This is a genomic window from Pseudomonas sp. IT-P176, assembly GCF_949767245.1.
Classification (GTDB): Bacteria; Pseudomonadota; Gammaproteobacteria; order Pseudomonadales; family Pseudomonadaceae; genus Aquipseudomonas.
In genome coordinates, this window is the sequence record NZ_CATKPN010000050.1 from 41,754 (window position 1) to 54,269 (window position 12,516).

A 12,516-nucleotide genomic window follows, 5' to 3' on the forward strand; every position below is an offset into this window, starting at 1 on the left:
GGAGTTTTCCATGCTCGAACAGGCTCAACGCGTCCTCAAGGACATCTTCGGCTACGACAGTTTCCGTGGCCGCCAGGGTGCCATTATTGAGCGCGTGGCCAGCGGTGGCGACGCCCTGGTCCTGATGCCTACCGGTGGCGGCAAGTCCTTGTGTTTCCAGGTCCCGGCCCTGTTGCGCGAAGGGTTGGCAGTGGTGGTTTCGCCGTTGATCGCCCTGATGGACGATCAAGTCGCCACCCTGGAAGAGCTGGGTGTGGCCGCGGCGTCACTCAACTCCACCTTGAGCGCCGAGCAGCAGCGTGACCTGGCGACGCGGATCAAGCGTGGCGAAGTGAAGATGCTGTACTTGGCGCCGGAACGCCTGGTCCAGCCGCGGATGCTGGCCTTCCTGCAGAGCCTGGAAATCGCCCTGTTCGCCATCGACGAAGCCCACTGTGTGTCGCAATGGGGCCACGACTTCCGCCGCGAGTACTTGCAGCTGGGCCAGTTGGCCGAACTGTTCCCCAACGTTCCGCGTATCGCCCTGACCGCTACCGCCGACAAGCGCACCCGCGAAGAAATCGTCGACCGTCTGCATTTGCAGGACGCCGAACGATTCCTGTCGAGCTTCGACCGACCGAACATCTTCTACCGCATCGTCCCCAAGGAGCAGCCGCGCAAGCAGTTGCTGGCGTTCCTCGCCGAACGCCGCAGCGATGCCGGCATCGTCTACTGCCTGTCGCGCAAGAAAGTCGACGAAGTGGCGGTGTTCCTCAGTGAGCAGGGCTTCCCGGCGCTGCCGTATCACGCCGGCCTGCCCAACGAAACCCGAGCCCATAACCAGAAGCGCTTCCTCAACGAGGAAGGCCTGATCATGGTCGCGACCGTGGCGTTCGGCATGGGTATCGACAAGCCCAACGTGCGGTTCGTCGCGCACCTGGACTTGCCCAAGTCCCTCGAAGCGTACTACCAGGAAACCGGTCGTGGCGGCCGTGATGGCCTGCCGGCAGATGCCTGGATGGCCTACGGCCTGCAGGACGTGGTGATGCTCAAGCAAATGCTGCAGAACTCCGAGGGCGACGAGCGTCACAAGCGCCTGGAGCAGCACAAGCTCGATGCCATGCTCTCGCTGTGTGAAGAGACCCGCTGCCGCCGGCAGACCCTGCTGGCCTACTTCGACGAAGACATGCCGCAACCCTGCGGCCACTGCGACAACTGCGTCGACGGCGTGCAAACCTGGGACGCCACCGAACCGGCGCGCCAGGCGCTGTCGGCCATCTACCGGACTGGCCAGCGTTATGGCGTCGGCCATCTGGTGGAGGTGCTGCTGGGCAAGGACAACGAGAAGGTCCGCGGTGCCGGGCATCAACACCTGTCGGTGTTTGGCGTCGGCAAGGGGCGGGCGGAAGGCGAGTGGCGCTCGTTGTTCCGCCAGCTGGTGGCCCGTGGCCTGGCCGACATCGACCTCGAAGGCTACGGCGGCCTGCGCCTGAGCGACAGTTGCCGACCGCTGCTCAAGGGCGAAGTGACCCTGGAGCTGCGCCGCGACCTGAAACCGCAAACCACCGCCAAGAGCAGCTCCAGCCATGCCAGCCAACTGGTACGCGGCGAAGAGCGCGAACAGTGGGAAGCCTTGCGCGCCCTGCGGCGCAAACTCGCCGAAGAGCATGGCGTGCCGCCCTATGTCATCTTCCCGGACTCGACCCTGCTGGAAATGCTTCGCAGCCAGCCCGGCACCCTGGCGGAAATGGCCCGGGTCAGCGGGGTCGGTGCCCGCAAACTCGAGCGTTATGGCGAGGCGTTCCTCGAAGTGCTCGGCGGCCAGGCGGAGGCGCCGAAGGTGGTGGCCGACCTGCGCCACGAACTGATCACCCTGGCACGCGCGGGCATGACCCCGCTGCAGATTGCCGGCCAACTGCAATGTTCGGAAAAAAACGTCTATACCCTGCTGGCGGAAGCCATTGGCAAACAGCAGTTGTCCCTGGAGCAGGCACTGGATCTGCCCGAAGACCTGTTGGGCGAAATCCAGGACGCGTTCCTCGACGGCGAGGGCGAATTGCCGCCGGTGGCAGAGATCGCACCGTTGTTTGTCGGTCGGGTGCCTGAGGGTGTCCTGTACTGCGTCCGCGCGGCCTTGCAGTCGGAATTCGAGATCTGAGCAACACTTCGCAAGATGTAACGATTCAGTACAGAGTCACCCTTGCTTCGTATCAAGGGTCATGCTTAGCTGACTAATAATTAGTTTCATCCTATTTCAGTCTAATCATGAGTTCTTTATGTCGTTAACCGAACAACACCGTTTTGGCATGCAGTTGGCGCAAATGTCTCGTGGCTGGCGCGCCGAACTGGATCGCCGCCTTGCCGGGCTCGGTCTGTCCCAGGCGCGCTGGTTGGTGCTGCTGCACCTGGCCCGTTTCGAAGACGCGCCGACCCAGCGGGAATTGGCACAAAGCGTGGGTGTTGAAGGTCCCACCCTGGCCCGACTGCTCGACAGCCTGGAAAGCCAGGGGCTGGTGCAACGCCAGGCAGTGGTGGAAGACCGCCGGGCGAAAAAAATTGTCCTGTGTGACACCGCCCGCCCGTTGATCGAACAAATCGAAACCATCGCCAACGCACTGCGCCAGGAACTGTTCGAGGGCGTGGACGAAGCCGAACTGGCATTGTGCATGCGTGTCCACGGGCGCATCCTGGCAAACCTGGAAAAACCCTGAGGCCCGGGGGCACCCGCACCTGATTAGAAGGTCTGCCCCAGGTTCATGTAGATCGCCTGTTCGTCATCGTCGTTGAACCCGTAGCTGAAGTTCAGCGGCCCCAGTGGCGTATCAAAACCCAGGAATATGCTGACGGCGTTGATGTAGCCGCTGTCGAACTCGTTGTCGTTGTTCCACGCCCGGCCGCGTTCCAGCGAGCCGCCGGCGTACAGCGGGAAGTCCAGTGGCAGGTAGGCGCGCGGGGTCAGGCGCCGGTAATAGACTGCCCGGGCCAGGCTGACGTTCTGGCCGGAGATCGAGTCCTCGCGAAAGCCCGAGAGTTGCCGCGCACCGCCCAGCAGGAAGCTGGAAGTCACCACATTGGCCTGGTCCAGGGTGCGTCCGTAGCGACCGCCGAGGATGTAGGTGTCCGGGCCGAAACTCAAGGCCTTGTCCAGTTTGAACTCCCACTGGCGATAGCGCTGGTCCGAGCCCAGTTCCGGCTCGAACTCACGGAATGACAGGCCGATGTCTTCACCCGCGTGGGGGAAGTAGACATTATCCAGCGAGTCGAACGAGTACTTGAGCTCATAGAACCCTTCATTGAAGCTTTCGCTGGGCAGGTCCTGGTCGCCGATACGCACGTCCGCCTTGCCCCAGGCCTCGCCGACCCCCAGGCGGATCTCGCCACTGTTGCCGATCTGCCGCCCGACGTTCAGGCCAAAGCCGTAGCGCTCCAGGCGGTACTCGGCCACCGGGTCGTTGTCGAGGATGGCGTCGACGTTCTGCGACTCGATCGCCGCATAAGGCGCAATGAAGTAGCGCGAGCCCACGTCCAGGGGTTGATAGAACTCACTGTACAGCTCCTGCTGGTCGCCGATCTGCACCCGGGTCAGCCACTCGGCGCCGAGGCGGTTGATGCCGTTCATGCGGTAACTGGCGCCGATGTTGAAGGCGCTGTCGCCTTCCATGTCGTCGGACAGGTTTAGCCCCAGGCGCAGGTAGTCGGTGCCGGTGCGCTTGCCGCGCGCACGGATCACCAGGGTGTTGTCCGCGCCCTTGTGGACCACCCGGTACTGCACCTGCTCGAAGTAATCCAGGCCATACAGGGTGCCCATGTCGGTCTGCAGCCGGCCCATATCCAGTGGTTCGCCGATGTGCTGGCGGATGTAGTAGCGGATCACGTCATCGCCGACTTTCGAATCGTTTTCGACCTTGATCGCGGTAATGATCGGGGTGCGCTGACCGGGTGCGCGGGCGGCCGTCAGTTCGGCATCCACCGTGTCAGTGGGGCGCAGGCGGGCCAGGCGGGCATCGAGGATGCGCGTGGCGCGGTAACCGGCGTCGATCATTTCCTGGGCCTTGCCGAAGTCGGTCACGCCGAAGCTGGCCAGGGCCGGCTGGACCAGCACATCATCGGGGTGCAGGGTCGCCAGTTGTTCTTCGGAGTTGCTGCGGGTCATCAGGGTGATCGACTGGTTCAGCACATCGACCACGGTTGTCAGTTGTTTACGGCTGCGCAGCGGGGTGCCGATGTCGACCACGATGGCGATATCGACGCCCATCTCGCGGGCCACGTCCAGCGGGATATTGTCGGTCATGCCGCCGTCCACCAGCAGCCGGCCGTCGAGTTCGACCGGGGCGAACACCGCCGGGATCGACATGCTCGCGCGGATCACCTGGGGCAAGTGGCCCTTGCGGAACACCACCTTTTCGCCGCTGGCGATATCGGTGGCCACGGCGCGGAACGGAATCGGCAGCTTGTCGAAGTCACGGGTATCACTGGCGTGGGCCAGCAGGCTTTCCAGCAGCAGTGCCAGGTTCTGCCCCTGGATCACGCCCAGAGGCAGGCCGAGGCTGCCGTCGTCGCGAAAGCTCAGTTTCTGTTTGACCAGGAAATCGCGGTCGTCCTGTTTGCGTCGAAACGGCACGTCGGCCCGCGGCGGGGCGTCCGACAGCGCCTGTTGCCAGTCAATCCCCAGCGCCAGCTTTTCCAGCTCATCGACCTTGTACCCTGAGGCATACAGCCCACCGATCACTGCGCCCATGCTGGTGCCGGCGATGGCATCGATATGGATACCTTGTTCTTCCAGCGCCTTGAGCACCCCAATGTGGGCCAGCCCGCGGGCAGCGCCGCCGGACAGGACCAGGCCGATTTTCGGTCGTGGGCTTTCAGCCGCCACGACGCACAAGGGCAGTAAACACAGAAGCAGGCAGGACAGCAGGCGGCGCATCGGGTATCTCGGGTGAGCGGTAAAGGCGGCTATTATAGCGACGCCATCGAACTCAGGAGTCTCGCAAACCATGTCTGCCCGTAAACCGGAAGTGGTCATCACCTATTGCACGCAATGCCAATGGCTGCTGCGCGCCGCCTGGCTGGCTCAGGAACTGCTCAGCACCTTCAGTGACGAGCTGGGCAAAGTGTCATTGGTGCCCGGCACCGGCGGGGTGTTCCAGATTACCTGTGACGACGTGCAGATCTGGGAGCGCAAGGCTGACGGCGGTTTCCCCGAAGCCAAGGTGCTCAAGCAGCGGCTGCGCGACCAGATCGATCCGCAGCGCGACCTGGGCCACAACGATCGCAGTTGAGCGCGACGCTCACTGGGCACTCGCCACCTGGCGGGGCTTGGGTCCGGTGCTGCGGCTGCCCAGCAGGCTGGAGGCGACGATGGCGATAATGATCAGCGCGCCTCCCAGGAGCATGCGCAGGCTGGGGTTTTCGTTGAACAGCAGCCAGGCCACGCTGATCCCGTAGACCGGCTCCAGGGCAAACACCACCGCCGCCGTGCGTGCCTTGATCACCGCCAGGCTGGCGACGAACAGGCTATGGGCCAGGCCGGTGCAGAACACCCCGAGCAGGCCGATCCACAGCCAGTCGAGGGCGCGAACTTCGCTCAGCCCCGGCGCGGCCACCGGCAACAGGCACAACGCAACCACCACGTTCTGGCACAGCGCCGCCTGCACCGGCGGAATGCGCCCAGCGCTGGCGCGGTTGGTCAGCGACAGCAAGGAGAACAGCAAGCCTGACGCAACCGACCAGAGCAGGCCGCTGGTGGCTTGGCTGGCCAGGTCGAAATCCGGGGTCACCAACACCAGGCCGATGCTCACCAGCAGCACCAGGAGGATTTCGTTGAGGCGAATCCGTTCGCGGAAAATCAGCCCTTCGAGGATCACGGTAAACGCCGGGAAGCTGGCGAAACCCAGGGTGGCAATCGCCACGCCGGCAACCTTGACCGCAATGAAGAAACTCACCCAGTGCCCGGCCAGCAACAGGCCGCTGAGCAACAGGCGGCGCAGATCCCGGGCCTGCAGTTGGCGCCAGCCGGTGCTGCTGGCGAACCGCGCAAAAAATGCCAGGGCGAGCACGGCAAAGGTCGCGCGGCCGAAGACGATGATGGCGGGGGAGGCGGCGGCGAGTTTGCCGAGGACACCGGTCAGGCCAAACATCAGTGCACCGATGTGCAGGGCGCCAAGGGCGGAACGGGGAGTCATTTCAATCCTTAAACAGAAGAACGCAGTCTTGCTATTGAAGCGCGCCAAGTGCGGGGCTGTCTGTCGCCAGACTCGCGTTTTCTAGCGCCAGCCTAGCGTTCGTTCACCGTGCGTCGCAACGTGCCGGGGGATGAGCCGAATTCGCGCAGCACCGCAGCGGCGAACGCGCTTTGCGAGGCATAGCCGACCCGGCAGGCGACCTCACCGATGGGCAGCGCGGTTTCGCGCAGCAACTTGACCGCGATATGCAGGCGCCGACTGCGGATATAGTCCATCGGGGTCTGCCCGCACTCGGCGACGAACCGGGCATGCAGCCGGGCGCTGGACAATCCTGCGATTCGGGCCAGGTCAGCGACTTGCAGCGGGTAGGCGGCGTACTGGTCGATGTGCCCATTGAGGGCGGCGTAGGGCAAGCGTTTGCTGGCGACCTGGTGTGGCGCCGCACTGTTGAGACTGGCCAACAGCAAAATCGCGCCTTGCTGGGCAATCAGCGGATCCTGCACCGGACTGCTGGCCAGCCAGCTCACCAGTTGGCTCTGCCCGGCATCGAGCGGCAGCCGGCCCGGGGTGTCGAGCAGGCGCCGACTGGCCTCGGCGTGCTCACCCAACGATTGCACCAGCCATTGTTCACTTGGCACGTCGAGCACCAGGCAGCGGCTGCCTTTCGGGCTGCCGCAGGCATGATGGGCGCCTTGGGGGATCACCACAAAACTCTGTTGCTGCACTTGGCTACCCTGGCCGCCGACCTCGAAATCGAGTGCGCCCGACAGGCCGAACACCAGTTGTGCGTGGTCGTGGCTGTGGACGATCAGGTCGTGGCTGTATTGGCGTAGCGTGAGGATCGGTCTCATCACGGTCTCCTGGGCAGGACCGCAGTTTACACCGGCTGGGTCCTGTTCCGGGCTGTCATCGGATTGGCGTATTTGTGTCATGGGCCATTAATCGCTGCGGTGCAAGCTTGCGAAAACTCTCGCAGAGGTTGCCCATGACCCGTGCCGAACTCGCCAAGCCCAGCCGTAAACAACGCGTGCGCACCTTATGGATTTCCGATGTGCACCTGGGCACTCGGGATTGTCAGGCCGAGCATCTGTCGCAGTTTCTCAAGGGCTATCACGCCGACAAGGTGTACCTGGTCGGCGACATCATCGATGGCTGGAAGCTGCGCAGTGGCATGTACTGGCCCCAGGCGCACACCAACGTAATCCGGCGCCTGCTGACCATGAGCAAGCGTGGGACCGAGGTGATCTATGTCACCGGCAATCACGACGAGTTCCTGCGGCGCTACTCCCGGTTGATCCTGGGCAATATCCAGTTGGTGGACGAGGCGATCCACGTCACGGCCGATGGGCGGCATCTGTTGGTGATCCATGGTGATCAGTTCGACGTGATTACCCGTTATCACCGCTGGTTGGCGTTCCTCGGGGACTGGGCCTACGAACTCACCCTGACCCTCAACCGCTGGCTCAACCACTGGCGTGCCCGCTATGGCTACGGTTACTGGTCGTTGTCGGCGTACCTCAAGCACAAGGTCAAGACGGCGGTCAGCTTTATCAGCGATTTTGAACAGGCGATTGCCCACGAGTGCGTCAAGCGCGGGCTGCACGGGGTGGTGTGCGGGCACATCCACCACGCCGAGATCCGCAAGGTGGGCGAGGTGGATTACCTCAATTGTGGCGATTGGGTGGAGTCCTGCACCGCGCTGATCGAACATTGGGACGGCACGATCGAACTGTACCGCCTGGCCGATGCCCAGGCGCGCGAGGCACAACTCAATGCCATCAAGGTCGCCGAACCGGCCTGACCCCGCTCGTTGTCTGTAAACAACCCAGTCTCCGTGGGAGCGGGCTTGCCCGCGATGAGGCCGGCACATTCACCACCGAGGAGGACTGACATACCGCTATCGTCGGAACGCCGCCCGGAGCAAGCTCGCTCCTACACCATCGCCGCGCTGTAGATGGAGTTTTTCGGCCGGGCGAACAGGCGTTCCATCATCGGCTCGAAGAAGCTCAGGGGCAGGGTGTCATAGCTGGGGTCAAACGCCGCGGCGTCGTATTTGGCGCAGAACTCGATAGTCTGGCGGTACTGCGGGTGTTCGCTGAACTGCTCGCGCAGGTGTCGGTCCATGCCCAGGTGATGGAAGAAGTAGTAACCCTGGAAGATCCCGTGCTGTTCCACCATCCACAGGTTCTCGGCACTGACAAAAGGCTTGAGGATGGCCGCGGCAATGTCCGGGTGGTTGTAGCTGCCGAGGGTGTCGCCAATGTCGTGCAGCAGCGCGCACAGCACGTACTCCTCATCACGCCCGTCACGCCAGGCCCGGCTGGCGGTTTGCAGGGAGTGGGTCAAGCGGTCCACGGGAAAGCCGCCAAAATCACCCTCGAGCAATTTCAGGTGCGCCACGATCCGGCCTGGCAACTGCTTGGCGTAGGCGCTGAAGTCGGCCGCGATGATGCTCCAGTCTTCCTGCGTACCGTCTTTCATGTGGGTGAAACGGGCGTGGGCATTCATCGGCTATCCTCTTGTTCTCTTGCCGGGATGAGTCTGAGTGTAAGGCCTGGCTGCGGGCGCACAGTGGCCGCGCAGGACGGCTTGATGGCCCGGCGGGCCTAGAACGGCACCTTGCCGACGATCATGTCGCGGTACATGACAAAATCGCCGAGCAGGCTGTAGAGCGGGTGCTGGAAGGTTGCTGGACGGTTCTTCTCATAGAAGAAATGCCCTGCCCAGGCGAAGCTGTAGCCGGCCAGTGGCAGTGCCAGCAACAACAGGAAAGCGCCCTTGGCAATGGCCAGGGCAAAAATGAAAATCACCAGGGTGGTCCCGATAAAGTGCAGTCGTCGGCAAGTGCTGTTGCTGTGTTCGTCGAGGTAATAGGGGTAAAACTCGGCGAAGCTGTTGAATCGTCTGACGTTTTCCACGACTGCAATCTCTGTGAAGGACGGTATGGCCAAGCGGATGTGCAACGGGCAGCTTAATTGAGTCTAGAGTGATCATTGGCATCGGCCAGTGACAATAGGCGCCACATTAGTATCCTTGGGAAATCGGCCGTGAAACGCGACTTATCAAGTAAGAAAATCCCATGAGCGAACGAACGACTTCTGCAAGCTGGGCGATGGGGATTGTCAAGGCACTGGAAATGGACGGCCTGGATTGCCGGGCCCTGTTCCAGCAGTTGGGGCTGGACTTTGCAGCGCTGGACGATCCCGATGCGCGTTTTCCACAGGACTCCATGACCCGGCTCTGGCAGCTGGCGGTCGAGCTGTCCGGCAATCCGGCGATTGGCCTGAACATGGGCAAGGTGGTGCGCCCGGCGTCCTTTCATGTCGCCGGCTATGCATTGATGTCCAGCCAGACCCTGGCCGAAGGATTTCAGCGCCTGGTGCGTTATCAGCGGATCATTGCCGAAAGTGCTGACCTGAGCTTTCGCCTGCTACCCGAAGGTTATGCACTGATCCTGACGGTGCACGGCGACCATCTGCCACCGACCCGGCAAAGCGCCGAAGCCTCGCTGGCCTGTGCCCTGGGCCTGTGCGGCTGGCTGACCGGACGTACCTTGCAACCGCGCAAGGTGCTATTCCAGGGCGCGCTGCCGCTGAATCTTGCGCCTTACAAGGAAGCCTTCCATGCCCCGCTGGAATTTGATGCGCCCTACGATGCGTTGATCTTCGAACGGGCAGACATGGAGGCACCGCTGCCTACCGCCAATGAGGCCATGGCGGTGCTGCATGACCGGTTTGCCGGTGAATACCTGGCGCGATTTTCCGAAAGCCGGGTGACCCACAAGGCCCGGCAGGTGCTCTGTCGCCTGTTGCCCCAGGGCGAGCCCAAGCGCGACACCGTGGCGCAAACCCTGCATCTGTCCCAGCGCACCTTGCAGCGGCGCCTGCAGGAAGAGGGCACGAGCTTTCAGACGCTGCTCGACGATACCCGCCGCGAACTGGCCGAGCAGTACCTGGCGCAACCGAGCATGACCCTGCTGGAAATTGCCTACCTGCTGGGGTTCGCCGATCCGAGCAACTTCTTCCGTGCTTTCCGCCGTTGGTTCGACAGCACACCCGGTGAATACCGGCTGCGCCTGGTCGACTCGCCGAAAGTCCTCAGTGACGCCAGAACGCCGGAATACACAGCACAAACACGGTGATGATCTCCAGCCGTCCGAGCAGCATGCCCACCGAGAGAATCCACTTGGCGGCATCGGGCAGGGTGGCGAAGTTGCCGGCCGGGCCAATGGTTTCGCCCAGGCCTGGGCCAACCCCGGAAACGGTGCTGGCCGCGCCGGTCAGGGCGGTCATCCAGTCCACGCCGAGCAGCGACAGCAACAGGGCGATGACGCAGATGGTGATGGCGAAAAAGAACGAGAAGGTCAGGATCGAACGCACGATCTCTTCATCGAGGCGATGGCCGTTGTACTTCTGTTTGATCACCGCACGCGGGTGAATCAATTGGTTCAGGTTGGCCTTGAGCAGGATATAGGCGACCTGGAAACGAAAGATCTTGATCCCGCCGGCGGTTGAACCCGAGCACCCGCCGACAAAACCCAGGTAGAAGAACAACATCAGCGAGAAGTTGCCCCACAGGCTGTAGTCCCCCAGCGCAAAGCCGGTGGTAGTGACCACGGACGTGACGTTCAGCGCCACGTGGCGCAAGGCGTCGAGCCAGTGCAGGTTGGTGGTCCACCAATACCAGGTCCCCAGGACCAGCCAGGTAACCAGCAGCATGCCCAGCAGCCCCTGGACCTGTTGGTCCTTGATCAGCGCCCGGCGATTGCCGCGCAAGGTCGCCACATACAGGGTGAACGGCAGGCTGCCGAGAATCATGATCACCACCGCGACCCAGTGCACCGCCGGTGCGGTCCATTTCGCCAGGGACTGGTCGGAGGTGGAGAAACCACCGGTGGAAATCGCCGACATCGCGTGGTTGATGGCATCGAACGGCGTCATCCCAGCCCACCAGAACGCCAGGCTGCCAAGAATGGTGATCCCGACATAGGCGGCAACGATCAGGCGCGCCACCATGTGCGAGCGCGGCATGACCTTTTCCGAGCGGTCCGAGGATTCGGTCTGGAACAGTCGCATGCCACCAATGCGCAGCAGCGGCAGAATCGCTACTGCCATGCCGATAAAGCCGATCCCGCCCAGCCAGTGCAACAGCGAGCGCCACATCAGGATGCCCGGAGACATGTTGTCCAGGCCACTGAGTACAGTCGCGCCGGTGGCGGTGATGCCGGACATGCTTTCGAAAAACGAGTCGGTGTAGCTGATGTGCTGGGTCAACAGGAACGGCAGCGCGGCAAAGATACACACCACCACCCAGCTGGAGACGGTCAGCAGGTACATGTCGCGCGGGCGCAGGTGCACATGCTCGGGGCGCCCGGGGATGACCAGGGCCAGGCCGGCAAGAAAGGTGATCAGGCTCGACCAGAGGAACGAGGGCAGGTCGTTGGTGCGTTCGTAGATCACCAGCGTCGCCATCGGCACAACCATGCTGATAGACAGGGTGATCAGGAAGATGCCGATGATGAAACCAATGATCCGTAAGGTCGGCAACGCCATGAAGTCCGCTCGGGCTGATGTGGGAGGGCGCCATTCTACCTGCGGGGCGGGGCATGTAAACCGGCATCCGGTGGGCACTTACCGCTAGAATAGCCAAACTTTTTTTCAGGAGGTGGCCGATGCAGGCTCTCGACGCTTTGCTCAACCGTGTTTCCGTTCCGCGTTTGCTTGATCCGGCACCGACTGCCGAACAACGCGAAGTGCTGTTTGGCGCCGCCATGCGCGCGCCGGATCACGGGCATCTGCAGCCGTGGCGTTTCTTGACGGTCGAAGGTGAGGCACGCGAGCAATTGGGCGAGATCCTGGCCCAGGCCGCGCTGTTGCAGGATGCCGAAGCCCCGCAGGCGGTGGTGGACAAGGCCCGCAACGGACCGCTTCGAGCACCATTGGTGGTCGTGGTGATCGCGCGTTTGCAGGATCATCCCAAGTATCCGAAATCCGAACAGTTGCTGGCAGCGGGCTGCGCGGCCCACGGGATTTTGTTGGCGGCCTATGCCCAGGGGATCGGCGCGGTATGGCGCACTGGCGAGCTGGCGTACTCGGCGCACGTGGCCAAGGGCCTGGGCCTGGCCGAGGGGGAGGAGGTGATTGCCTTCCTGTACCTGGGTACCCCGCAGAAAGAACCACGGGTTGCCGAGAAGGTCGACCTGTCGCAGTTTGTCAGCGCCTGGTCGGTCCAGGGCTGAAGGCTCATTTGATCTTGGCTTTTGGGGGCATATCCGTTGCTGCGGTAATGGCCTCCTATGGTTCCGCCTGACGGCGGCTCACTTTTGAACAGCGCAAAAGTAAGCAAAACGCTCTTA

The 12,516-nt window shown here is 62.7% G+C and carries 12 protein-coding genes; 6 read left to right on the plus strand and 6 right to left on the minus strand.

What is annotated here, in order from left to right; genetic code table 11:
- Nucleotides 1-10: 10 nt before the first annotated feature.
- Together recQ and ACM6IP_RS15145 are read left to right on the plus strand one after the other, a co-directional pair.
- The gene (gene recQ / locus ACM6IP_RS15140) at nucleotides 11-2,137 is read left to right on the plus strand and encodes a DNA helicase RecQ (RefSeq protein WP_095170957.1); all 2,127 of its coding nucleotides are present in this window, start codon (nucleotides 11-13) and stop codon (nucleotides 2,135-2,137) included.
- A 118-nt stretch (nucleotides 2,138-2,255) separates the two neighbouring features.
- A complete protein-coding gene (locus ACM6IP_RS15145; protein ID WP_095170958.1) occupies nucleotides 2,256-2,690 on the plus strand; it encodes a MarR family transcriptional regulator in 435 nt (144 codons plus the stop codon).
- Between the two features lie 23 nt (nucleotides 2,691-2,713).
- Here ACM6IP_RS15145 and ACM6IP_RS15150 read toward each other — a convergent pair whose 3' ends face one another.
- On the minus strand, nucleotides 2,714-4,903 hold the full coding sequence (locus ACM6IP_RS15150) for a patatin-like phospholipase family protein (protein WP_414861773.1): 2,190 nt from the start codon (nucleotides 4,901-4,903) through the stop codon (nucleotides 2,714-2,716).
- A 70-nt stretch (nucleotides 4,904-4,973) separates the two neighbouring features.
- On the opposite strand from ACM6IP_RS15150, the gene ACM6IP_RS15155 reads away from it, so the two are divergent.
- Nucleotides 4,974-5,258, plus strand: a complete 285-nt coding sequence (locus ACM6IP_RS15155) for a SelT/SelW/SelH family protein (RefSeq protein WP_095170962.1) — start codon at nucleotides 4,974-4,976, stop codon at nucleotides 5,256-5,258.
- Nucleotides 5,259-5,267: 9 nt separating this feature from the next.
- Here ACM6IP_RS15155 and ACM6IP_RS15160 read toward each other — a convergent pair whose 3' ends face one another.
- Both ACM6IP_RS15160 and ACM6IP_RS15165 read right to left on the minus strand, forming a co-directional pair.
- Nucleotides 5,268-6,161, minus strand: coding sequence for a DMT family transporter (locus ACM6IP_RS15160; RefSeq protein WP_401130697.1), 894 nt, complete (start codon nucleotides 6,159-6,161; stop codon nucleotides 5,268-5,270).
- 92 nt (nucleotides 6,162-6,253) lie between these two features.
- The gene (locus tag ACM6IP_RS15165; RefSeq protein ID WP_414861774.1) at nucleotides 6,254-7,012 is read right to left on the minus strand and encodes an AraC family transcriptional regulator; all 759 of its coding nucleotides are present in this window, start codon (nucleotides 7,010-7,012) and stop codon (nucleotides 6,254-6,256) included.
- A gap of 134 nt (nucleotides 7,013-7,146) precedes the next feature.
- On the opposite strand from ACM6IP_RS15165, the gene ACM6IP_RS15170 reads away from it, so the two are divergent.
- Nucleotides 7,147-7,962: a UDP-2,3-diacylglucosamine diphosphatase gene (locus ACM6IP_RS15170; protein ID WP_095170967.1), complete on the plus strand. Its 816-nt coding sequence runs from the start codon at nucleotides 7,147-7,149 to the stop codon at nucleotides 7,960-7,962.
- A 131-nt stretch (nucleotides 7,963-8,093) separates the two neighbouring features.
- Here the strand turns inward: ACM6IP_RS15170 and ACM6IP_RS15175 are convergent, their stop codons facing one another.
- The gene (locus ACM6IP_RS15175; protein WP_159994332.1) at nucleotides 8,094-8,669 is read right to left on the minus strand and encodes an HD domain-containing protein; all 576 of its coding nucleotides are present in this window, start codon (nucleotides 8,667-8,669) and stop codon (nucleotides 8,094-8,096) included.
- A 98-nt stretch (nucleotides 8,670-8,767) separates the two neighbouring features.
- Nucleotides 8,768-9,079, minus strand: a complete 312-nt coding sequence (locus tag ACM6IP_RS15180) for a DUF962 domain-containing protein (protein ID WP_159994334.1) — start codon at nucleotides 9,077-9,079, stop codon at nucleotides 8,768-8,770.
- Between the two features lie 161 nt (nucleotides 9,080-9,240).
- Here ACM6IP_RS15180 and ACM6IP_RS15185 point away from each other — a divergent pair, with 161 nt between their 5' ends.
- The gene (locus ACM6IP_RS15185; RefSeq protein ID WP_095170971.1) at nucleotides 9,241-10,302 is read left to right on the plus strand and encodes an AraC family transcriptional regulator; all 1,062 of its coding nucleotides are present in this window, start codon (nucleotides 9,241-9,243) and stop codon (nucleotides 10,300-10,302) included.
- On the opposite strand, the gene ACM6IP_RS15190 is transcribed toward ACM6IP_RS15185, so the two are convergent.
- On the minus strand, nucleotides 10,259-11,713 hold the full coding sequence (locus tag ACM6IP_RS15190; protein ID WP_095170972.1) for a TrkH family potassium uptake protein: 1,455 nt from the start codon (nucleotides 11,711-11,713) through the stop codon (nucleotides 10,259-10,261). The genes ACM6IP_RS15185 and ACM6IP_RS15190 overlap by 44 nt on opposite strands.
- 119 nt (nucleotides 11,714-11,832) lie before the next feature.
- Between ACM6IP_RS15190 and ACM6IP_RS15195 the strand changes: the two genes are divergently transcribed.
- Nucleotides 11,833-12,399 carry an NAD(P)H nitroreductase gene (locus ACM6IP_RS15195; protein ID WP_095170974.1) on the plus strand — a complete coding sequence of 189 codons (567 nt, stop codon included), beginning with the start codon at nucleotides 11,833-11,835 and terminating at the stop codon, nucleotides 12,397-12,399.
- Nucleotides 12,400-12,516: the final 117 nt, after the last annotated feature.